The organism is Neorhizobium sp. SHOUNA12A (genome assembly GCF_023006505.1).
Classification (GTDB): Bacteria; Pseudomonadota; Alphaproteobacteria; order Rhizobiales; family Rhizobiaceae; genus Neorhizobium.
The window spans coordinates 37,430-59,404 of sequence record NZ_JALBGV010000034.1 but is presented as its reverse complement, the minus strand read 5'-3'; the positions used below and the strand labels follow the sequence as shown (position 1 = coordinate 59,404).

At 59.3% G+C, this 21,975-nt stretch carries 18 protein-coding genes and 4 pseudogenes; 7 read left to right on the top strand and 15 right to left on the bottom strand.

Annotated features, from left to right (window positions below):
* Together MOV63_RS16790 and MOV63_RS16785 are read right to left on the bottom strand one after the other, a co-directional pair.
* Window positions 1–369 (bottom strand): annotated as a pseudogene (locus MOV63_RS16790) (hypothetical protein); the annotation flags it as partial.
* Between the two features lie 5 nt (window positions 370–374).
* On the bottom strand, window positions 375–806 hold the full coding sequence (locus MOV63_RS16785) for a hypothetical protein (RefSeq protein ID WP_247035028.1): 432 nt from the start codon (window positions 804–806) through the stop codon (window positions 375–377).
* A gap of 173 nt (window positions 807–979) precedes the next feature.
* On the opposite strand from MOV63_RS16785, the gene MOV63_RS16780 reads away from it, so the two are divergent.
* A complete protein-coding gene (locus MOV63_RS16780; protein ID WP_247035031.1) occupies window positions 980–2,149 on the top strand; it encodes a catalase family protein in 1,170 nt (389 codons plus the stop codon).
* Window positions 2,146–2,574 carry a hypothetical protein gene (locus MOV63_RS16775; RefSeq protein WP_247035027.1) on the top strand — a complete coding sequence of 143 codons (429 nt, stop codon included), beginning with the start codon at window positions 2,146–2,148 and terminating at the stop codon, window positions 2,572–2,574. Before MOV63_RS16780 ends, MOV63_RS16775 begins: the two co-directional genes overlap by 4 nt.
* Before the next feature lie 61 nt (window positions 2,575–2,635).
* Here the strand turns inward: MOV63_RS16775 and MOV63_RS16770 are convergent, their stop codons facing one another.
* Window positions 2,636–5,374, bottom strand: coding sequence for a peroxidase family protein (locus MOV63_RS16770; RefSeq protein WP_247035026.1), 2,739 nt, complete (start codon window positions 5,372–5,374; stop codon window positions 2,636–2,638).
* Between the two features lie 805 nt (window positions 5,375–6,179).
* Between MOV63_RS16770 and MOV63_RS16765 the strand changes: the two genes are divergently transcribed.
* Window positions 6,180–6,458, top strand: coding sequence for a hypothetical protein (locus MOV63_RS16765; protein ID WP_247035025.1), 279 nt, complete (start codon window positions 6,180–6,182; stop codon window positions 6,456–6,458).
* Window positions 6,459–6,465: 7 nt separating this feature from the next.
* On the opposite strand, the gene MOV63_RS16760 is transcribed toward MOV63_RS16765, so the two are convergent.
* Together MOV63_RS16760 and MOV63_RS16755 are read right to left on the bottom strand one after the other, a co-directional pair.
* Window positions 6,466–6,771, bottom strand: coding sequence for an addiction module antidote protein (locus tag MOV63_RS16760; protein WP_247035024.1), 306 nt, complete (start codon window positions 6,769–6,771; stop codon window positions 6,466–6,468).
* A 1-nt stretch (window position 6,772) separates the two neighbouring features.
* A pseudogene (locus tag MOV63_RS16755) lies at window positions 6,773–7,066 on the bottom strand (type II toxin-antitoxin system RelE/ParE family toxin).
* A 173-nt stretch (window positions 7,067–7,239) separates the two neighbouring features.
* Between MOV63_RS16755 and MOV63_RS16750 the strand changes: the two are divergent.
* A pseudogene (locus tag MOV63_RS16750) lies at window positions 7,240–7,499 on the top strand (transposase); the annotation flags it as partial.
* A gap of 216 nt (window positions 7,500–7,715) precedes the next feature.
* Here MOV63_RS16750 and repC read toward each other — a convergent pair.
* The 3 genes from repC to repA all read right to left on the bottom strand — a co-directional run bounded on the left by repC (window position 7,716) and on the right by repA (window position 11,425).
* Window positions 7,716–9,020 carry a plasmid replication protein RepC gene (repC, locus tag MOV63_RS16745; protein ID WP_247035023.1) on the bottom strand — a complete coding sequence of 435 codons (1,305 nt, stop codon included), beginning with the start codon at window positions 9,018–9,020 and terminating at the stop codon, window positions 7,716–7,718.
* Window positions 9,021–9,212: 192 nt separating this feature from the next.
* Window positions 9,213–10,214: a plasmid partitioning protein RepB gene (repB, locus tag MOV63_RS16740; RefSeq protein WP_247035022.1), complete on the bottom strand. Its 1,002-nt coding sequence runs from the start codon at window positions 10,212–10,214 to the stop codon at window positions 9,213–9,215.
* Complete coding sequence (repA, locus tag MOV63_RS16735; protein WP_247035020.1) at window positions 10,211–11,425, bottom strand: plasmid partitioning protein RepA; 1,215 nt, start codon at window positions 11,423–11,425, stop codon at window positions 10,211–10,213. The genes repB and repA overlap by 4 nt, the downstream gene beginning before the upstream one ends.
* A gap of 310 nt (window positions 11,426–11,735) precedes the next feature.
* Between repA and MOV63_RS16730 the strand changes: the two genes are divergently transcribed.
* Window positions 11,736–12,011, top strand: coding sequence for a hypothetical protein (locus MOV63_RS16730; protein WP_247035018.1), 276 nt, complete (start codon window positions 11,736–11,738; stop codon window positions 12,009–12,011).
* A 1,538-nt stretch (window positions 12,012–13,549) separates the two neighbouring features.
* Here MOV63_RS16730 and MOV63_RS16725 read toward each other — a convergent pair.
* From MOV63_RS16725 to MOV63_RS16715, 3 genes are all read right to left on the bottom strand, one after another.
* The gene (locus MOV63_RS16725) at window positions 13,550–13,915 is read right to left on the bottom strand and encodes a hypothetical protein (protein WP_247035017.1); all 366 of its coding nucleotides are present in this window, start codon (window positions 13,913–13,915) and stop codon (window positions 13,550–13,552) included.
* Between the two features lie 23 nt (window positions 13,916–13,938).
* On the bottom strand, window positions 13,939–14,166 hold the full coding sequence (locus MOV63_RS16720) for a hypothetical protein (protein ID WP_247035015.1): 228 nt from the start codon (window positions 14,164–14,166) through the stop codon (window positions 13,939–13,941).
* A 494-nt stretch (window positions 14,167–14,660) separates the two neighbouring features.
* Complete coding sequence (locus tag MOV63_RS16715; protein ID WP_247035013.1) at window positions 14,661–15,578, bottom strand: recombinase family protein; 918 nt, start codon at window positions 15,576–15,578, stop codon at window positions 14,661–14,663.
* A 450-nt stretch (window positions 15,579–16,028) separates the two neighbouring features.
* Here MOV63_RS16715 and MOV63_RS16710 point away from each other — a divergent pair.
* Window positions 16,029–16,915 (top strand): annotated as a pseudogene (locus MOV63_RS16710) (LysR family transcriptional regulator).
* 12 nt (window positions 16,916–16,927) lie between these two features.
* On the opposite strand, the gene MOV63_RS16705 reads toward MOV63_RS16710, so the two are convergent.
* Window positions 16,928–17,879 (bottom strand): IS630 family transposase gene (locus MOV63_RS16705; RefSeq protein WP_247035011.1). Its coding sequence is split into 2 segments (ribosomal slippage): window positions 16,928–17,542 and window positions 17,544–17,879, totalling 951 coding nucleotides; the frame shifts between segments, so codons are not numbered across the junction.
* Window positions 17,880–18,027: 148 nt separating this feature from the next.
* On the opposite strand from MOV63_RS16705, the gene MOV63_RS16700 reads away from it, so the two are divergent.
* On the top strand, window positions 18,028–18,444 hold the full coding sequence (locus tag MOV63_RS16700) for a hypothetical protein (protein WP_247035008.1): 417 nt from the start codon (window positions 18,028–18,030) through the stop codon (window positions 18,442–18,444).
* A 129-nt stretch (window positions 18,445–18,573) separates the two neighbouring features.
* On the opposite strand, the gene MOV63_RS16695 is transcribed toward MOV63_RS16700, so the two are convergent.
* The 3 genes from MOV63_RS16695 to MOV63_RS16685 all read right to left on the bottom strand — a co-directional run bounded on the left by MOV63_RS16695 (window position 18,574) and on the right by MOV63_RS16685 (window position 21,796).
* Window positions 18,574–18,990: a DUF1801 domain-containing protein gene (locus MOV63_RS16695; protein WP_247035006.1), complete on the bottom strand. Its 417-nt coding sequence runs from the start codon at window positions 18,988–18,990 to the stop codon at window positions 18,574–18,576.
* A gap of 17 nt (window positions 18,991–19,007) precedes the next feature.
* Window positions 19,008–19,634, bottom strand: a complete 627-nt coding sequence (locus MOV63_RS16690; RefSeq protein ID WP_247035004.1) for a hypothetical protein — start codon at window positions 19,632–19,634, stop codon at window positions 19,008–19,010.
* 266 nt (window positions 19,635–19,900) lie between these two features.
* Window positions 19,901–21,796 carry a methyl-accepting chemotaxis protein gene (locus tag MOV63_RS16685; RefSeq protein WP_293404937.1) on the bottom strand — a complete coding sequence of 632 codons (1,896 nt, stop codon included), beginning with the start codon at window positions 21,794–21,796 and terminating at the stop codon, window positions 19,901–19,903.
* Window positions 21,797–21,975 lie beyond the last annotated feature (179 nt).

The following is a 21,975-nucleotide window of genomic DNA, read 5'->3' as shown; positions in this document are numbered from 1 at the left end:
GTCCGCGATCGTCTCAGGCGCGACTGCATCGTCGCAATGCCGGAAAATCCGCGCAAGTCCGGGCGCCGCGGTTGCAGCCAGCCGCTGCAGAAGCTCTTCTGGGCTGCCGTCGCCATCGACGATCAGCGCGAGCCGCGTCGGCTCCTTCACCGGAAGATCTGTGATGCTGGCACGGTCGGGCAGTGACGGATCCTCAAGTAGGATGAAGCGGGCAAAGTGCAGGTGCTCGATCTGGCCGAACGGCACGATTGGGTTTGCTGGATCGGCCTGTCCTGGCGCGATCGTCATCGTTTCGAGCAGCGCCTTGAGCGGCTCGATCGCGCCATCGCCAATCTGTGCGGCGACGATGATCAGCGACTGGCGCGGCACGGCGGTTACACTTCGAGCGCGAAGTGGATCAGTGCCTTCTCGCCCCAATAGACTTTGCCGAGGAACAGGGCGGGCTGGATCAGGCGAATCTCGTCGCGCACGCGCGAGGCGACAATCGAGGTCTCCGAATAATCGATAACGATGCAGTCCTGCTGGTCCATCCAGCTCGGCCCGTAATAGACCTTTGCGACGATCGCCTTCAGCCCGAAGGGCAAGATGTGATTGCGAAGGAAGCCATGCTCCGCATCGAATATCTTGCCTTGCCAGGCGAAAAAGCTGACCAGTTGCGCGAGTTCGTCGTTGTAGAAGGTGCCCGGCGCGATGATCGCTGTACCTCTGGCTTCGCCGTTGGGGATATCGCCGCGCGGCGCGGCGGCGAACAAGGCATCGAGTTCTTGACCAGTTTTCGTTAGCAGGTCCGCAACAGTCAACGACATGACATCGGCTCCTCGAATTTCATGTATTCAATGATCATATTACCATCCATGGTAAGTCAAGTGGCTTCGCCATATCTACGTTCGATTGTAATTCCTCGTGACAAAGTTGGTATATTTCTTCAGTATCGGCAATTGGTCGTGTGTGTCCCACGATCTGGGGAAACGCCGTGACCATGCGTTGGCTGCATAATCTCCTGCAACGTTCGCTTTACGTCGAGCGGCGGATCGATCCGTGGATTCGGCCTCTGCTCGACGCGTTGCTGCAGCGTCCGGGTACCTGGATCGTCCAGGAGATCGCGATGGCCCGACGCAGGGACGAGAAGCTCGCACTAGCGCAGGAAGTGGTCAGGGCCGACGAGGACATGCTGCTCGACCAGATTATCGAACGTATGCGCGCGCACATGTCGCGGGATTTCCCTCCCGAGACGATGGAGCGGGGCGGCAACACCAAGACGCATGGCGTCGTGCGCGGCGAACTCGTTGTGCATCCCGATCTGCCTGCGCATCTGCGCCGCGGGATCTTCGCGACTGAGCGCAGCTATCCGGCCTGGGTCCGGTTCGGGGGGCCGGGCCCACACACGCCCCCCGACATCGACGATGTCGGCGTGCTGAGCATCGGCGTGAAGCTGATGGGCGTCCCCGGGCCCAAGCTGATGGAGGATGAGCGACATACGCAGGACCTGACCGGCATTAGCTGTCCGACCTTCACCACGCCGACGGCGCGAGAAAATGCTTATCTGCAATATTGGAGCGGGCGGGAATTGCCGCTCTGGTATTTCCTCGGCCCTCGGCCGCACATCGCCGACCTACTGATGCAGGGGCTCTGGAGCAAGACGCAGGGTAGTCCGCTCGGCACCGCTTATTACAGCTGCGTGCCCTATCTGCTCGGCGAGGGGACCGCGATCCAATACGCCTTCCTGCCGGCGGGCCAGGTCGACATGAAGGTCGAGCGCCTGCCGCGACGCCCGTCCGACCATTATCTTCGTGAGAATATGGCAAAGACGCTGGGTGATCGTGACGCGACCTTCACGATGACCGTGCAGCTTCAGACCGATCCGCACCGCATGCCGATCGAACATGCCGGCATATTTTGGCCCGAGAAACTCTCGCCGCGCATCCCGGTCGCTACGTTGCACATCCCCGCCCAGTGCTTCGACAGCCCGGCGCAAATGGCGTTCGCGCGCAACCTTTCGTACAATCCGTGGCACAGCATCGCCGAGCACCGCCCGCTCGGCAATCTCAATCGCGCCAGGCGCAAGCTGTATTGGGAGCTCGCCCGCTTCCGCCAGGCCAACAACAGCGTTCCGCATATCGAGCCGACCGGGGCGGAGGAGTTCGATTGAGCCGGCCGGACACTCCCTTCCTCGTCACGCTGGCGCTGGTCTACTTGTGGGGCGGGCTCGCGCTCGACGTGGTGATTTCGATCCTCGCCTGGAGCCATCCCGGGCTGTGGTTCTCCTTCTTTCATGACGCGGCGCCGCAGGGTCTCGAGGTTGCACTGCTGCGCCGGGCCGCCGGGCAATGGACCGCCTTCGCGCTCGCGCAGGCGCTGGCGTTGATCTTTTTTCGCAGACAGCCGGTCTGGTTCGCGATCATGGCGGGGATTCGCCTGTCCGACGTCTTCACCGATCTGTTCTATCTGCTGAGCGCGCAGCCGCTGACGCTGCACGGCTGGCTGGTCCTGGCACCGCTGCCACTGGTCAACGCGGCGGGCGTGGTCCTGCTGCTACGCTGCCATGCGCTTCTCGGCGCCGAAACATCCAAATAAAGCTCGACGGTCGGTTTAGGCCCGCCTTTTCTCTTCAGTCAGGCACTCTCGGCGCATGGCCCTAGGCGGCGGGGGCAAGACGGTCAAACATCTCGGGGATGAGCGTGTTTCTGTAGAGCCCCTCGAAGTCCGCCGGACTGATGGCCTTGTGCCGGCCGGCGCGGTCGAGCAGGCGAAAATAGGAGGCCCATTGCCTGCGGGTCAGGCTGTCCAGGACGCCGCGTTGCTCCAGCATCGCCATGAATGCATCCTGCGGGATCTGTTCGTGCTGATACGCCGCTGCCATGCTCCGCAACTGGTCCAAATATTCCGTCAACCGGTCTTCGTCGATCATGCCTTCCCGGTCGAAAATATCGGTTCGCTTGCCAGGCCGCCGTCTGGCCATTTCGTCCATCGGAATGCCCTTTCCGAGCAGGAGATTCACGAGCCCGCCGAACGTGAAGATGGAGCCCAGGGTCAGGCTCAGGGCCTGAAGCTTGCTTCGTTCGAGGACCCTCCACCCCTTCAGATTTTCCGAGAATGTTATGGTCGAGGAGTCGCGGGCGAGATTGAAGGGGATGACGTGCTTCTCCAGATCGGTCAGCCACGCCTTCACGCCCTTGTTCCGCTTGTCGCCCTTATAGCGTTTGAGCCTGTTCACTTCCGCCTGGTCCAGCAGCCAACCGCTGGCGAGGCCCGGATGTCGCGGCGATTCATAGCCTGGCCACGGGAATTTCTTCTCCGCCCTGATCGCCTTGGCGGCCTCGATCAGCGCCGCGCGCGTCACGCCCTCGGGATCCTCGATCAGGACGTCGCGGCTGAAGATACGGCCATTGCCCTCGACATCGGCACGGACCTCCTCCTCCGTGACGTCGACGATATATGTTTTCCCGCCATGCTCGATCCGAAGCATGTAATTGGGCACATCGCCGACGAAATGCTCGCGTCGCCACGCATCGCCCAGGCCCATGTCGCGGATATTCTGCTCGCCCCAGACGATGATGCCCTTCGCTTCCAGCGGATGTTCCTCGGGATTGTCCCGGGCGTTGGTGCCGGCATATTCGTAGCTGTTCACCGTCTGGCGGGTCTCGAGCCACTCCCTGAGCTCCGGACAGTGGAGGTAGAGCAGCTTTTCCTTGTCGACGGCCTCAACGAGGTTAATGGCCGTCCAGCCGACCTCGTCCGGGCGCCATTTTTCGGTCAGATACGGGCTCTTCCTGATCCGGCTGGTGGCTTCCTGGACGAAGGTCTGAAACCCCTCATTGGTGATGGCCAGGCCTTCGGGGCGATGCTCGTTCAGCGTCAGTCCGATTACGGCGTCGAGGGTCGTGATACCGTCCGGATAGAGCTTCTCGAGGATCGCGATCTTGTCCCGCGATGCCTGACTGGTGGGGTCCAGGAACAGATGGTCCCAAGTCTCGCTCGGGGGGATGTTGTGGGATTTCTGATACTCGGTCCACGACGGTGTGCCGCGGCGCCGGTCTTTGCGGATTTCCTGTTCCAAAATGTTCATGACGCCTTCTTCCGTCGCCATGTCATGGAAGAAATCGGCAGTATTGCCTGCCACGGGTGCCCCCAGGCGGGTATGCATCATGAAATAATAGACGGATCCCAGGCCATTTTCCTTGATGAATTCATGGCCATCCAGCTCTCGAAGTTCCTTCATATTGATATAGGGCGTCGAGTCATCGACCTTCGTTCCGATCGGCGGGCAATTGAGCTTGTCGACCCAGATCTGGTGTCCGAAGCGATAGGCCTTGCTGAAGTAGTTGCCCTTAATTTCCGGCTTTTGCTTATTGACATTGCCGGCGGCTATGCCGTGCGCGACCGGATCGCTGCCCTGTTCCGCGCGATAGATCTTCTTATCGAAATGCGCAAGCTTGCGTTCGGCCCGCCCAAACAGATTGGCGTTCAAGCCGTTCACGACAGCCTCGTTGGCGAACAGCGTGTGGGTCCAGGTGCCGGTGTGGATCTTCACATAGGTCATGGTCACGATACGCCGCGCGATCTGGAAAATCTGATTGTCAGACCAGCGGCTGTAGCGGGCTTTTAATACATCGCAGACCCAATTATGGTGGCGGACATAGAGCGTATGCTCGGCCTCCAGCGGTGCCGTCATGTTGCGGCCGAAGCCGGTCACGATCTGCCGGTGCCTGCGGCCGTCCTTCTCCACCTCTCTCACGGGAAGATACCGGCCGCCCTTCCCGTCAGCATCCATGCCGTCCAGATAGAGTTTGCCGTCGGGAACCTTGGTTCCGTCGGGAAATGAGCGCACATCCGCCAGCGTTTCGATGTCGCTGCCGTAAAGGTGGCTCATGTCCCACCAAACGGTGGTGCTGTGCATGCCTTCGCCGTCCGCGCCGCGGAGCACATTGATCGCGTCGGATCGGCTCCAGTTGTACAACACGCCGAGGGCAGCCAGCTCGCTGTCGGGATCGACGGCGATCGCATGCTTGCGCCTGTTGTCGGGTGCCGTCTGGGCGACGTCATGGACGAGTTGCTGGAGATGCGCGGCCGCGTGAAAGCTGGCTGTCATTGCCTCGAGCGTGTTGCCGTTGCGATAGCCGAACGCCTTCGCCACCGCTGCTTCGCTCGGCAGGTTCGGATCGTTCGACCGGTCCCGCGGTCGATAGCCCACCGCCATGCCATGGTCGACGAATGACTGGCCGACACGGCCCTCGGCGGGGCCGAATTGGTCCGACACATAGGCACCATCGGGCGAGAACCCGGAGTCCGCCCATTTCGGCAATTCCTCGCGCTTGGCAAGCTGGCCGACAATGTCGCCACGCTCGCCGTCGGGGTCGCGCTCGCGCTGTTCCATCCATGTCCGTTGCGCCCCGAGGGCGGCCAGTCGGAGGATTGGGATTTTGCGCTGGGTCCAGCGGCCGGCATTGCCCGGCGTCGCGCCGCTATTGGCCAGCGCGCCGACCGGCCCGAGAGCAAGCGAGACCAGCGAGTCCTTGAAATTCCTGATATGGTCGAAGACCGACTTTTGCGGGATATAGTCGTCGGGGCGCTTGAAATCGGTGCAAAGGACCCAATTGGCAGGGCTGTCGCGATAGATGTCTTCTGAGTGAGTTCTGAGATAATCCTCGGTCAGCTTGTTCGGGCGCAGGATGCCGGCGCTGTTCCGGCCGTCGATCCGGTTTGCCGCGATCTGATCTTGCCATGACTTCGCGAACCTGTGCTGCGGGGCCTTGTCTACGGCCTTCTGCAGCCAGTCGGCCGCGATATCGAAGTCGCCGACGTTGCGAAAAGCATGAGCGGCCAGCGCATAGTCTTCGGCCGATGCGATCCCGCCTTGGTCTCGAATGCGGTAGAGTTCGATTGCCGAGGCGAAATTGCCCGCGTTGATCTGATCCAGCGGGTCGTCGGATTCAATTTCAGGATGCTGGTTGTGGCGAACCGCAAACGGACATCCACGGACTTCGGAGTTCGCGTTTGGCATTTTTCAAAGTGCCCCGTATCGAATATCTTACCCGCTAGGCGAGCAAAGACAAATTTCCACCCTCTTCCCTCTTGTAGCATATAATCGCCGATTTCCAATCAGCTTCTCGCGCATCGGCGCGATCGCGGATTCCGAGACTCGACTTCACTGCTGCTACACCGACCAGCGAGAAAAGATATTGCTGGCATTTGGTGCCACGGCTGACGGCTTCCGCTTCCTTGAATGCGCTGTGCAGACCATCGGATGCGAAACCGCACTGCTCGAAAGCCGCGACCATGGGTATTTTGTTGTTGATATGCCGAATTTCTGGAAACGTTCGGAAATGAGCGGCATGCTCTGCGATGTGAGAGGGAAGCCGGGTAAATACGATTGGCTGAAAGAAACGAACCCCGCCTTACCGAGGCATGTCCATAACGGCGATGACGAGATAGAGGCCGTCCTTGGCGCTTTGCGCTGAAAGACGCCTACGCCAGACGGTGTTCGAGCGTATGCGGCCTTGCCGTGAGTTCGATACCAAGGGCCTTCATCACCGCAATCGTTGTCTTAAGGGTCGGATTACCGTTCTCGCTGAACGAGCGATAAAGCTGTTCGCGCGATAGCCCTGTTTCCGTCGCTATCTGCGTCATGCCTTTGGCGCGGGCCACAACACCGAGCGCATGGGCGATATATCCCACGTCTTCCGACGCGAAAGCCTCCGCCATGAATGCGATAATCGCTTCATCCGAGGTCAGGCCTTCCGCAGGATCAAAGGTCGTCAGTTTTTCCGCCATGTCATTCACTCCATTCTTCTGCCAGACGTTTCGCCATTTTGATGTCCTTGCTCTGCGTGCTTTTGTCACCACCGCAGAGCAGAACAATGATTGTGTCTCCCCGCTTTTAAAAATAAACGCGGTAGCCGGGGCCGTAATGAATGCGCAACTCGGTGATGCCTTGTCCCACGGGCTCCGCATCACCCGCATGTCCGTAGGCAAGACGATCAAGCCGCGCAAAGATCACGCCTCGGGCGCGTTCGTCCTTGGGCTTGGTCCACCACTTCCGGAACGGTTCCGTTCGATCATATGATATTGTAGTTTAAAAACTACGATCCTGTTAAGGAGAAGCCGGATCGCCATGAGGTGGCGTCCGGCTAAGGAAAAATTGTGTCGATAAGACGGGTCGGAACTGGCACCTTGCCGGATTGGTCAACTCTCGATTTTGAGTTGGTTGGTGTCGAGGCCCCGCCGCCGATACTTTAAGAGCACCGCGTCAAGCTCCATTCGATCAATTCGCTTGAGAGGCTCAGCGGCGAAATCAAGCGACGCACAGAGGTCGTCGGCATCTTCCCCAACGACGACGCCATCGTCCGCCTCGTTGGCGCATTGCTGCTCGAACAAAATGACGAGTGGCCGTGCAGCGGGCTCGTTACATGACTCCGGAAACCATCGGACCAGAGCCGTCCAGTTACCCAACTGCAGTAGGCACGATCCGGACGATAGAGAGAATAGACTCGCCCGTCTGAAACGGACGTTCTATCCCTTGTGATAAAGTCCACCATCTCTGCCTGTTACTTTAATTTGTGCCGACTTTGTCCGTCATGAACGGTCAAGGACGCGAAAAGCCAAAGTCAATGCTGGATGCGGTCCCCGCCTGGTTCCTCATCGACCTTGCATGGATGCGAAAGACATACGCCGAAGCTCGACCCATGGCTATCTCCGCCGCGCCTGGCGCGAGCCTGTTATGCGCGGCGTTTACTGCCGGCCATCCTCGCCAGCGTTGGTTCTTCATTTTGCGATATGCCCGCCTTGGACCTCAGCAAGGCTGAGACCATCGGTTTGATCGTAAATTGCCGCTGTGTGGCTCGTCTGGTGAGATCGCGCAGGTAAGCGCCCGCGGAGTTGATCCGCCCTCCCCTTTCGTAGATACAAGCAATGGCGGCGCCAGCGTTTTCGGGTCCCATGACGAGGCAGGCTTGATGGAAGGCCGATGGGCTTATCTGAAGCATTGAGCGCAAGACGGCTGTCGCTGTCAGGAGGTCTCCCCAGGATCTGATCGATCCACCAGGCCCATAGGGGTGAATTTCAACACATGCGCGCAGCACAATGTCCAATGGGACTGTCGGTTTCAAGGATCGCACCGAATTGTCCAGAGCGTTCTTGACTGATCCGTGACTCCTCTTCTCAGTCCCAGGCGTCGTCGGTGAGCCGGAAGTTCTGGTCGGTGGTTCTTCTTGCTCGGCTTCAGATTCAAAAAAGGATTGTGTTTGTGAATCCTGTATGTGGCGCTCGTTTTGGGACTCTCTGGCGCATATATTTCGCGTTTTATCGTGATCCTCCAAGAGTTTGACGATTGTCGTGCGAAGCTCGACCAAACGATTTAGGAGAAGCTGGAGCTCATCGAGTGTCGGCCGACGTGGCAAAGATGCGAGGAAGGCGCGGAATCGATCGTGAAGCTGGCTCCATTCACCCTCCACACATCCGTCCAGCGCCATCTGGATGAGCTTGGTTATGTCGCGTCGGCAGAGGCTGATACGCTCCCTTGTCGCGCGGAAATACTCGCGGTTGGCGGTGATTTTGGCGGCGATGTCCTCGATCTCCTTTGCGCGCGACAATAGCGGAGCCAAATTAAAGCCGAAAGCTTCATTGATCTCCCCCGCCCTGCTCCGCCTGGCAAAGCGTTTGCCGTTGGCGCTGTCTTTGCGGAGGATGAGGCCGGTGTCGACAAGAGCGGCCAGATGGCGTCTCAACGTGGCCGCGGTCATCCCCCTTGCCCGTATCGAAAGCTGGGCGTTTGAGGGAAAGACAATCAGTTGATCCGCCGCGGAGAGCTCTTCGGACGGGTAGAACGACAATAGAGCGTCAAGGACCGATAGAGATCGATCAGACACGTTCAGTTCCTCCCGAGCCTCGCAGACGGCCCTGAAGAGTTTCCATTTGTTCCGCTTGGTATCTGGCGTTGATTTGCTGACTTGGCGTTGCCGCGCCAATAAGCCAAACGTCATTGACCGCCGCCCAAAGGGCGTCGTGACATGTTCACTGTCCATTTCTTCACCTTCCAGAAGGCAAAAGAAATCCGCTCACCAAAAACGGCGCCAAGACTCTTGACTGTGATTCGTAGAAATGCGATTCTCGATCTTGCTTAAGGACTTGAGGAAGGCTTCCACGACGGGAACGTTTTGGTGGCCTTTTTCTTTGCGCTAATGCTCCTTTTGACTGAGATAAACGGTTTGCCGGACCTACTTCACGCGGTCCGATTGATGATCGTACTCTCGTACGAGCTCGGGCATTCGTTCTGCTAACCAGCGGGCGAACCCATCCTCTTTTTTCGGGATGGTGAGTGTGGTACCCGAAGAGGAGTTTTTCATGCGTCCGAACAGCCGCTCGCCAAGCGTGATGTCGACCACTTCGGGTGCCCCGTTCGGCTCCGCGGAAGTGAGGCCATTGGCGATGTCGATCGCCATACCGATACGGCCGGCTCCGTCTTTCGACTGGAATTCGCCGATGTTGAGGATCTTTCGAACAGCCGTGATCTTGCTGTCGTCTTTCAGGAGCTCTGCAAGAGCGGTCCATTTCGGACGGCCGACGGATTTGGCGCGACCGATAGCAAAGATGATGTCCGTCGGGATGACGGATGTCACTCGAAACAGGTGTGACACGGCGGCTTCGGAAAGAGCCAATACCGGACAAATCGCGCGATGTGACAAGCCGGCTTCCTTTAACTGGACCGCCCACATCGCCTGCTCTATCCAGGTCAGGTTTTCGCGCACGCCGTTTTCGACCGCCTGCTCCTCGATGAGCTGGCGATCTGTGAGATTGCGGAGATAGGCTTTGATCTTGACCGTCTCCGGTCGCTCGGAGTCCGCCATCAATGATTTTATGGCGGCTAGACGGCGGTGGCCGTAGGCGAGCTGGTAATGGTCAGGCTTCGTGGGATGCGGCCGAACGAGAACAGGTATTTTTTGCCCTTCGGACGCGACCGAGACCTTCAAGGCTTCAAGTTCGATTTTGGTCTCTTGATCGTCGTTGAACCGGTCCTGATAGGGTGAGCGCTCGATCCTGGAGGGATCGAGCGAAAGGATGCTGTCCTCGCCGAGATGAGTGAGGGATTTCCCGACATTAACAATGACGGGCGACGAATGCCGCCTTGTCGGGGCAAGCTTTTCGGCATTGTCGGCTTCAACCGTCTCGCTGCGATTGACGGCCTCCTCGGCCATACGTTGAAGGATGCTCTTCTTCATGTGCTTCGTCCCCAGACTTTGTGAGCGAGCGCCAAGATTTCGAAATTGACCCGATCGGCGCTTTCCAGCGCGCGCTTAAGCGCTTCCCTTCCGACTTCACCTGATTCCAATTCATAAAGGGATTTTTTAGCCACAGCCGCGCCGGCAATCGCGGTGGATTCGAGCGCCTCCGCCACAAGGACGTCATCACCGAACAGTCGTCGCATCACGCCGCCCATGTATTTTTGTGGGCCGTCGTTCGGGTTGACGCGCGTCAGCAGGAACCGGAGGAAGTCATGCTCGAATTTCGCGCCGAACTGCGCCAGCACTTCGGAGAGATCAGAGATCATGATCAGGAATTGATTGCATGAGGCAACGTCCAGCATGGCCGGATGCACCGTGATTATGAGCGAGGTAGCCGCATACAAAGCGGCAAGTGTCGAGTAGCCAAGCGAGGGCGGCGTATCGAGGATAACGAAATCATAGTGATCATCGACACTAGCTATGGCGGTGTTGATCCGCTCGAAAAAAAGACCGAGCTCGTCGCGCGTTTTCGCTGTCAGATAGTTTGGCGTGTCGAACTCAAAGTCCATCAGTTCAAGATTGCCGGGAACGAGATCGACACCGGGGAAATAGGTTGGTCGGATCACCTCCCTGAATGAACGACGCTCGTTGTCATAGCGTATCGCGGCGTAGGCGGTCTCGTTGTCGCCGAGATCGAATTCGGGTTGGATGCCGAACAGCGCCGTCATCGATGCTTGTGGATCAAGATCGACGCAAAGGACCCTATACCCTTGCAGACCGAGAAAATGCGCGAGATGGATGGACGTTGTTGTCTTTGAACTTCCGCCCTTGAAATTCGCTGTCGCGAGAATCTGCAGCTTCTCGCCCTTGCGGCGATGAGGCAGGAGATGACCGGCGTCGTCGGGTCTAAGGGTTGCGAGAAACGCGCGCAGTTCTCGGACCTGCTCGACCGTATAGGTACGGCGATTGTTCTCCGCTCTGTCGGGAAGCGGCCCCTTGCCTTCAATAGTCAGTTGACGCAGGGTACTTTCAGGCACGCCAAGAAGGCGAACAAGGTCGACAGTCGAGAAAGTCCTTGAAAAGGTCTTTCGGGCCTCAGGCGGATAGACGGCCTCGCGCATATCGCGCAGTTCCGCAGAAAGCTTCGACGTGTATATGCCGATCTTCGATGCGGTATCTGTGACGCTTCTAGATGCCACTTGTTGCATCCGATCCTCTTGACGGTTTTATTCACGTTACGCGGTCGTTTCCGTCATGATTGTCAGAGGTCGTCTGATTCCACAAGCCATTTTTAGTTAATGGAACGTAAACGTCCAGGGAGCTCGATCGCTGATAACCCTATGGGGGTATCGTGACGCAAGGCGAAAACTTTACAGCTGTAAAGTTCGTCCCTCCCCCTTCGTGGCGGTGGCGACTTTACAGTTGTAAAGTTCGGGCCGCTTGCGGGGCCGCGCCGCTCAGTCCGGCGCTTGGGCGAGTGGCGATCAGGGCCCTGCAGGATGACCGAAGGCGGAGCCGATGCATTTTTTTGGATCCGACCACTTCGCCAACAATCCGCGCGCGCGGACCCAGACTCTCAAGCGCTTCGCCGACGTCGTCAGCGGCGAACCTCGCGCGGCGCTCGTCGCGCTCGCCGACCGGCGCATTTCGGCCTCTGGCGACAGGAAGGTTGATGAGCCGAGGAGTTCAAGCGGACGGCGACCTCGGGTGTCGCGTCATGGTGATCTGGCGATGCTGGTTGCTCAATCGCCGCCGACCCATTCGCCATTGATCGCGCTCTGCCCACAAGATTAAGGATATCGGTCGTCCCCGCGAGATCTTCAACGAAGCCACCCGGGGTCCGATCTCTTTGCCGTATTCCGCATTTCGTCCACAGGCGGATCTCGTCGGCCGTCCCGGCCGAGGACCGATTCTCGCGCAGGGATCCGGACTTGCTGCGGTACGTCCACCGTCAAGGCATGGCGGCCGCAGGCCCCCCCCCTTTGCGGCTGGGGTAATTGCGAGGGGTCTGGTGATGATGAAGCACATGGAGGGCGAGCCGTTCGAGACCAATTCTAACCGAGGCGCGTGGCCGACACATGCCGCCAGCCGCGCCGAGTGACGGTCCGCAGGCTGGAGATCGTCGATGGATCTCTTGCGCCAAAGCAGGCGCAACGATCAGCACAGCCCCGGGAGGGTGTTGTTCGAAGTCGAGCGGTGTGGGCGCGGCTCATCGGGCGGCGGTCACGTGTGGTTCCACGGCAACCCGTGCTACCCTGGCTGCGCCCGCACGGCCGCGGATAGCCTGGCGCTTTTCGACGGGAGTGGGTCACAGGTCGATGTCTCGACCTCGACCTGGCGCCGTCCGACACGACGCGTATGACATGGCCGCGCAAGCGTCAGCGGCGCGGGAAGCTGTCGTCCACTGGCGGGACGAGTACGCGGTCAATCGGTTTGCCCAAGCGCGGTGGATCGAGGCCCCATATCATCACATCCAGCGACGGCATTGTGGCCGACGGCAGTCATCGCCGCTGGGGAATAGGGATGTCGAAATCCGATAGCCCTGCCCCTTCCTATTCAATTCGCGTCACGGCCTGCCCGCGGTGGTCGATCACGGCGGTTGGTCCCAAGACACCCGCCGATCTCGCTCACCGAAAAGGTCCAAGGAAACAAGCCGCAATCTATGATCCTTACGCCTCACTGTGCGCACCGCTTTATGGGCGTCCCGGTGGTGCCCACCCGCCGACGAGGCAATCATGGTGTTCGCGAGACAGACAAGATGTGCCACCTGATCGGCGACAACCTTCGCCATGGCCGGAAAGCTCGTGTCGTAACAGATGTTGACAACGAGACCCCGGCTGCCGACGGAGAGCGCAGCAGCTTGCCGCGCGAAAAAACCTTCGACTTGAGAAGATGTGTTTTTCGGGAAAACCCTTTGAACGTTCCACTCTGGATGGCCGTGGTGGGTTTGAGCGGGCTACCGAGACCAGTCTCGATCATTCCCAGGGCGATGACCATATCTGTCAACGGGAGCTGAGCGACGATGGATTGAAATTTGGCGAAGCGAGCCTGTCGCGGATTGGCGGGCCACAGGTTCATCAAGCAGATATCCCTCGAATAAACATTCCGGGAAGCAGAGTGACCGAACACCCCGAGCCGACGCCCGTGACGACCTGGGTGGCGTAGGCTAGGGAGACTTCAACATCTCCCCTGATTCCGGCGTCTGCCGCGATGGGGACGGGGTCCATGCCTCAAATCCTTTCGATCATGGGGAACCGGCCGGCGCGATATAACAGAGTCCGCAAGGGGGCTGGCCGAAAGGGGGCAACCTCTGGCGCCGCGGGCGGTTGTCGTCAGGCGACGATATCAAGTGCCGCCATATCGTTCTTCAGCGGCCGGGAAAGCTGAAACTTCTCATGCAGGGCCAGCACCTGGTTGAGATAGCCGCCCGCGAGTGAGCGTAATGCAGCCAAGATCGCTTCGCCTTCGCACGGGCAATAGGATATGGTGAGGTCGGCCAGAGCCCTGGCGCTGGCTCGCTTGTCGAACTTCGCCATGACGATCGTCTCAGGTGCGCGATCATGGAGCCAGTCGTATGCCCGCATGATGTGGTGACGTCGCTCGTCCAGGAGCTTCTGCGCGTAAAACAGTTCTCCGCGCCTCGCCCGCCGATATGTCTCGTGCGCCGCCGCCAGGCCCTTGCTGGTTGAGAAATCCACGTCCTCCTCTGCGACCTTGAACGTCAGTCCTCCGATCGTTTCAAGAGATCGGCGGCGATACCCGCGGGATCATGTAAAATCTTGATCGGCGGCCGATACCAGGGCGAAGGTGTCAGCTTGGCGGCGTCATGGTAAAATATCTCGATCTTCCCGAACGGCTGAAAATGCGACACGCAGTGCTGAGTGCCCGGGAGCCATTCGTTGAAGAGAAAACCCGGCCATTGCTTTGGAATTTCCCCGCGCTTCTCCACAAAGTGGGAATGTCCGCCCCGGTTCGATGACAATCGGCAGATCAATGTCCGAATAGGCGTCGGCGCTTTCAGCGGCGATCGATCTGGCGAGGAAAATACCCAGAACGTGTGGGTCCCTCTCGAACCAGTCAACCGCCGTCGCAAGAAGGTCGCTTCTCGCCTCTTCGAGCACGTCAGATGTGGTGGGTGTCCGCATGCGATGGAGGTTAACCGGGTTCGCAACGACCGCAAAAGGGGAGGTGGGCGATATTGCGTGACACCTGCGGCCACTTCCGAGGAAGAGGTTAAGCAAATGCCTAGTCATAGCCTGGAGCAAATCTTAACGGACCGGGGGCGACTCGCGGTTGACTCACAAGCACTCAGACGGCGCGGCGGTTCTATCGCTCCCTAGAATATCAGGATGCTGGCCCCAGTGTTCCGGGGGCGACCGCCTGGTTGTTCAATGGAGAAAATCATCTCATGAAATGGGGGGGGCGGTCGCCGTCACTTACCGGTTATCGGCGGATAAGCCCAAACCGGTGAGCTTCATCAAGCAGATTGCGCACCGAGGACGGCTGCCACTTCTTACCGCCTCGCGCAGGCCGCTCTCCCATCTGATCCAGCTGAGCGGCGATATCTCGCAGCGACAGGTGTGGATGAGCAATGGCGATCGCCGCCACCAGCGTCATTGGATGGTCTTCCGGAGCTCGACGAGGTGACCGAGCGAGCAGCTCCTTCTCGGCAAGTTTTTCGCGCACCATGCGGTGTACCGCGCGACGAAGGCGCTCAACCGTCCAGTCGTGGCCGCGGCGATTAAGAACCCGCACGACATTGTCCCAGCTATGTTGGGGCCGGAGTTGCCGCACCGTCGGCAGCCAAGTATGCGCGGACGCGGTCAGTTCGTCGAGATACAGTTTCTCACGCGCTTTGGAAACCGCCCGGATCGCCTCCGGTCGCCGCTCTCGAAGCCCCGGATTTCCGGGAAGTTTTCCGCGCGCTTTCGCCGCCTTGATCCCTGCCTTCGTGCGCTCCGTGGTCAAAGCGCGTTCAAGCCGAGCAACGGCGCCAAGAACCTGAAGTGAGAACATTCCCAGCGGCGTGGACGTGTCGATCGGGTCTCGGATGGATCGGAAATGGGCGCCGCGCCCTTCGAGATCTTCGATCACCTGCAGGAGGTGACTGATGGAGCGGGCCAATCGATCGAGGCGGACTACGACGAGGATGTCGCCGGCCCCCAGCTCGCTGAGCAGGCGCGTCAGGACCGGCCGAGCAGGTGAGGCACCCGAGCCGTGTTCTTGAAAAATTCGATCGCAACCGGCGTCGCGCAACTCATCCACCTGGGCGTCGTGGACCTGATCCTCCACGGAGAGGCGGGCGTAGCCGATGAGCCGTCCTGGCGCTGGTGGGGCATTGGTTGTTTGTCGCTTCGACATGACGCTTCCAAGGGAATCTTGCGAGTGCCTTTGTACAAATAATGGATGTACCAGAAAACGCCATTTTGCAAGCGTGTTTTAGAACTCGAATGGCGGCTAACCAGATCCAAATCGCGGTTGCGGATGAGCGACGGATCGTCGGGATCGGCAAACGCGCGTCAGCGGCCTCCTGTGGCGGAATTTCGAGAAGTCTTCCGGACTTGGGCAGGGCCGATCGCGCACCCGGCTGATTGCTCCCGTCAAGATGGCACATGCCCGCCCACGATCGCATGCGGGCATGTGCCATCTCGATGGCGAAGAAAAGATTCGCATAATGGGAGATTTTCCAAGTGTGCGATAGCTCGTAAGGTTCATATGCGTTCTCCGTGTTTGTCGTCACGAGATCTAGGCGCTTCAGGCTTCGGCGATTAGTCCTTGCCGACCGCATGGACCTGTGAGCAACATACAGCAATGGAACGCGGTAAGCTCAACGATCTCCTGGCTTTCGAGGTGGTCGCCCGTGAGCGCAGCTTTACGCGCGCGGCGGGCAGTGCTGGGCATGTTACCGTCTGCCCTCAGCCATGCCATGCGCGGCCTGTAGGAAAGGCTTGGTGTACGGTTGCTTGCCCGCACCACGCGTAGCGTCGCGCCGACCGAAGCGGGCGAGCGCCTGTTGCAATCCCTGCGTCCGGCGCTTTCAGGGATCGAAGAGGGCTGGAGGCGCTGCGGGAATGGCGGGACTACCCGTCGGGCACGGTGCGCATCACCCCCTTCGCCTATGCGGCTCGCATGGTCCTGCTCCCAAAGCTTCCGGCTTTCCTTCTTGCCCATCCAGATATTCGCGCGGAGGTGAACATCGACGACGGGCTGACAGACATCGTTGCCTCAGGGTTCGAGGCCGGCATCCGGCTGGGGGAGGCGGTGGCGAAGGACATGATTGCCGTCAGGCTCGGGCCGGACCTGCGCACCGTCGTCGAGGGAACACCGGACTATTTCAAGCTACCCGCCGCCGCTGACGCCATATGATCTCAACCGCCATGCCTGCATCGGCTACCGGCCGGCGACCTCGGGTGGCCTGCTGCCCTGGGAGTTCGAGAAGGATGGCAAGGAGATCAAGATCTACACCAACGGGCCGCTTGCCGCCAATGACGGCGACCTGCCTGCTGCCGCCGTTCGCGTCGGCGCCGGTCTCGGATACATCATGGAGCATGATGTGGCGGACGAGATCGCGTCTGGTAAGCTCATCTAGGTGCTTGAGGACTGGTGCCCGGCTTTTCCGGGTTTCCACCTCTATCACCCGCCGCCGTCAATCGCCGCCGGCACTGCGGGCGCCGATTGCGGCGTTAAAAGAGTTCTAAAGCGTGTCGCGTTTAATCTGCCTCGTATCCTGCGGCTTTGAAGTAGTTTCTGCATTCTGTGACGGAGAAGAGATTGCAGATTTCGCCGAGGGCTTGGGTGATGGCATCGAAGCTGCGGGCAGCCCGCTTTCGCAGCAGCGTCTTGAGTTTTGAGAAGGCCATCTCTATGGGATTGAGGTCGGGACTATAGGGCGGCAGAAACAGCAGCCAGGCTCCCTTTGCCCTGACCAGTTCTTCGGCCCGTTCGCTCTTATGAAAGGCGACATTGTCGAGAATGACGACGTCTCCAGGCGACAGGTTCGGCGCGAGTTGGGTCTCTATCCACGCCTCGAAGATGCGGGCGTTCATCGGCCTGTCAACGATCCAGGGGGCAACCATGCCATGGGATCGCAGCCCGGCGATGAAGGTTTGGGATTTCCACGAACCGAAGGGTGAATGCGTTCGATAGCGCTGCCCTCGCGCAGACCATCCCGACCGCTTCGTCAGCTTTGTGTTCGTCGATGTCTCGTCGATAAAAACCAGCCGGGCCAATCCTTTGTTGAAGAAAGGCTTGCGCCGTGCGGTCCACAGTTCACGCGCCCGCGCGATCTCCGGGCGCAACTGCTCGGCGGCCTGCAGGCTTTTTTTTATGGCTCAACCCAAGCCGATGCAGAAGCCGTCCGACACTGGAGCGATGGACGATGACGCCACGTCCGCAAAGTTCCACGCAAAGCTCGTCCAGCGTCAGTTCGCCATTCTGTGCCAGCCGCTCTCCAACCCACGCGTGCTGTGCCGAAAGCTTACCGCCGCCAAGGTGCCCCTGCCGGCGGGGGAGAAGCGAACCTGTCTCGCGCTTCAGGATCACCAGATCGTTCACGAAACGCGGCGACACCCGAAAATGCCGGGCGGCCTCCCGATGCCCATGGCCTTCTTCCACAAACGCTACGACACGCTCACGCAACGCAATCGGATGTGACTTGCCCATGGCGATCTCCCTTCACATCAAAGGGAATCACCGATGGACTGATTTGAGAACCATGAATCGCAAAAACAGCGACACGCTTTAGGGCATTCGCTGAGCAGTTGCTCTACGGACGATATGTTCGAATGGGGCCGGGAACGGGGATACGATCTTGTTTCGCGAATTGCATATAACTCCCGGACTTCGTCGCGAGAAGCAGGCCGAGAGGCAAGATCTTAAACGTTCGACGTTCCGATTGGTCCGAACCGCGCCGCTTTATGGAGTGGTGTTGGGTCGATCGAAACTCGAGCTCGTCGCGCCGACGCCTCAATATCCGCTAACCTCTAAAGAAAACGAGGTTTTATTGAACCGTTTACTGGAAGCGAAGCTGCAACTGCTGACGGCGTACGAGACGATGGTCAACAAAGGAACCTGGGTTTCCTGGCCTGATGGAAACCAGTACTTTGTCATCAAGCCGGAGGATTTTCGCGACTTGCTGGAGCCGAGCGAGCGCGTAGATGAAGCTGAAGCGCAGGAAGAGGAGGGGAGGCGCGCAAGGATGCCACCCTTCTTTGAACCAAGGCGATGACATACGGTGGTGATGCGCGATATCGCCCGCCGTCGACAAGGGTGGTGGGCCTGTTTGTGCCGCATCTCCACATCGACGATTCAAGGGTTAAGGCGCGGAACGCCCACCGCCCCTCGTTTTAAGAGTTCTTCACGGACTGGGCTGGTCGGGCCGTAGAGTGATGAAAGTTCCGGAGCCGTCGAACCGCTCGCTGATGAGCGCGAAGGATTGGCGCACAAGGTCTGTGATGGAGGGGCGGTTCTTTTCGAGAAAAGCGTCCGAGGTGACCTTGATGGTCCGGACGGAACTCGATCCCTTGAGAAGCTTTGATGGATCGACGAGATCTTCGCCCGTGACGAAGGTGATGTTGACCTGCTGCCTGGCGTCGAGATGCAGCTTGGCGACCGCTCCGCCACCGAAATAGTAAACAAGATAGAAGTGGACCCGTCCTTCGCTTACTTCCGGCACGGTGTCCAGTATGAGCTGCCGCACAGGTGCGAGACGCTCGCGCGCATCCAGCGGCTTGCCGTGGCAGTAAAGATCGAACTCATCACCATGTCCGGACATTATCATGCTCCTCTTGATCAACGCAGCAGCCCATCGAGATCGAAATCCTTCCAGCCCCGGAGGCTCGAGGCGGGATCTTCGGTGCCCTCGACCGCCTTTTTCGACCGCTTCTTTTTGTTCGAAAGCCGCGTCACCTTCGCCTGATACGCAGCCTTCGCTCTCTTTTCTGCCTTCGCCCCCGCATCCTCGACACGCCACTCATCGACGGCACCACGGTCAAGTAGATCCTCGACCACCTTCGGATCGAAGACGTGAAAGGTGATCTGGCGGGCGTGTCCCGCAAGCCTCACGGTTCTCGTTCCAGCGCTGGGAAGGCGTCCGTCCGCAAGCCAACGATGCCGCTCGCTCGTCTTCATGCCGAGGATATCCTGAATCTCGCGCGGGATGACGGGCAGGGACGGCGCTTCATCCAACGCTTTGGAGACGACCGAAGCCGCGGCATTGAAAGCAGCCTTAGCATCGGCCGGCATCGCCAAGACGAGATCGACTCCTTCGAGCGAAATCGCTTTTTTGGAGGTGGTGGGAAGTCGCGCCTGGATCGCCTGTAGAAGACCCTTCGCCCGCACGGATGACCCCATGGTGATCGGTGCCGACAAGGTCCACGTTCTGATCAGCTCGATGTCACTCTTCTCGTGTTTCGCCATGCCGCCTAAATGGTGTGAACCATACGGTCGGTCAATGCATCCGGTCTGGAACAGTCGTGGCGGAGACGGGTTAGCTGTATCCCCAAAACCACACGGGGGCGGCGGCACAGCCGACGGCTTGGCGGCAGCTCTGTTCGCGGCCGGTATCGCCGCCCGCTCCGCGTTTGAGAGGCCTGGCCGGCTGGTTCAGTCATCATGACCGAGCGGTGGCGGCAACCGGGAGTGGCGCCTTTGATCGCACCCCCACGTTGGTGAGAGACGTCCCCTCAGGCAATCTTCCTGGAAGGTTCGCCGGCCGATCTAACGGTTCGTGAGGTTCTCGTCTCAGCAGGCCGTTCGACAGGGCGTGCCTGAATGCTTGCCGCGCCATCGTTCTTGCCAAAGCTGAAGCGGGCAAGAAGCTCGTTGAGAGCGGCGGCTTCGCTGGCCAGTGCGTGACTGGCTGCGGTTTGTTGCTCAACCATGGCCGCATTCTGCTGTGTGTTCTGGTCCAACTCGTTTACGGCCTGGCTGATTTCCTTGAGGCCGGTTGCCTGTTCGCGTGCCGACTCTACGATTGCCACAACATGCCGATTTATTTCCTGCACGTCAGACACTATGGTCTGGAGCGCCTCGCCGGTGGCATTGACTAGAGCCACGCCTGAACGCACGTGCTCGCCCGACGTCGCGATCAGTTTCTTGATTTCTCTCGCTGCCGACGCCGATCGCTGCGCCAATTCACGGACTTCCTGTGCTACGACGGCAAAGCCCTTTCCGGCCTCGCCGGCACGGGCCGCTTCAACGCCCGCGTTCAGTGCGAGAAGGTTGGTCTGGAACGCGATCTCGTCGATAACGCCGATGATGCTCGTTATCTCCGCCGAGGACCGCTCGATTTCGCTCATGGCGACCACAGCGTTTTCGACGACGCCGCCTGATCGTTGCGCGCCTTCGCGCGCCTGGGCGACCAGCCGACCTGCCTCTTCAGCTCTTTTCGAGGCGTCGCGCGTGGTCGTCGTGATTTCCTCCAACGCAGCTGCGGTTTCCTCGAGCGAAGCGGCCTGGTGCTCGGTCCGCTTTGAAAGGTCGTCAGCAGCAGCCCGCGTTTCCCTGGCGCCGTTTTCGATGGCACCGGCATTCTCGTCGACGGCTTGGAGAGCATCTCTCAGTTTCCCGATCGATGTGTTGAAATCTGTGCGCAGACCGTCGAGGCTACCGGTAAACCGTTCGGAAATCTCACACGTGATATCGCCCTGCGCCAGGCGGCTCAGGGCAACCCTCAGTCGCTCGACCACAAACCCTATTTCGGACGTATCCCTGGATTTTTGGGCATCACGTTCCAGCCGATCTTGCTCAGCCAGCATACGCGCCTCCTCAGCTTCACTTTCCAGGCGCACCTTTTCAGCAGCATTATCCCTGAAGACGGCAACCGCCTGGGCCATTTGTCCGAGTTCATCGCGCCGGTCCTGACCATCTACCGGAGCCTCTGTTTGACCGGCAGCGAGAGAAGCCATGCGCGCGCGCAAAAGGTTGATGGGTCTTGTAATGCCCTTGCTTGCGATGAAGAAGGCGCCCGTGATGCCGACGCCGAAAACCGCCGCAAGGCCGGCAAGTGACGCCAGGATCGTCAGGCGTGTTTCCTCGTTCAACTCGGCTGTCCTGCTGGAAATCCTAGACTTGCAGTCCTCCAGAAACTGGGAAACGTCCTGTGAGGCTGTCAGGATGTGCTCATCGGCGTTTACGAGAACTGCGCTCGCATCCGCCCGCCTGTTTGCCTTTGCGTACTGGATCGCCTTGTCTGTCAGAGACGCAATAAGCTTGATACGACTAATGATGGCGTCGATCTGCGCCTTTTGCGATGGAGTGGCGGACTTGACCCGCTCCATCCTTTCCATGAGTTCTGTCTTGTTTTTCGAATAGATCGTGACGACCACCGGAAGGAATGGATCGTCTGCCTCGAAGCTCAGTGCGTGATAGGCTCCATATGCCATCGCCGCCATATTCCGGTCGGCCCGCGCAAGATCCATCGCTGCGGCATTATCAACCGAGATAAAGCTGGAATAGGCCGTGTCGGCTGCCCCGTAGCGTGCTGCCATGAATGTCGTCGCGCCCAGGCCGACCAGGCACAGTGGCACCATGACGGACAGGATCTTCTTGCGGATGCTCAGATGCTTCAGAAACGACATGGTTCCCCCTTGCGATCGATGATCGAACATTTGCCGGGCAGACCGATCTGACACCCGGCTCGAGCGGCCCAACAAAGCCGCGCCCTTCTGAAAGTCACTCTGAACGTAAGCTGGTTAAAATTAAATTGACAATCCAATCGATGGTATGGCTAATACAAACGATTGGACTGTACAATTTG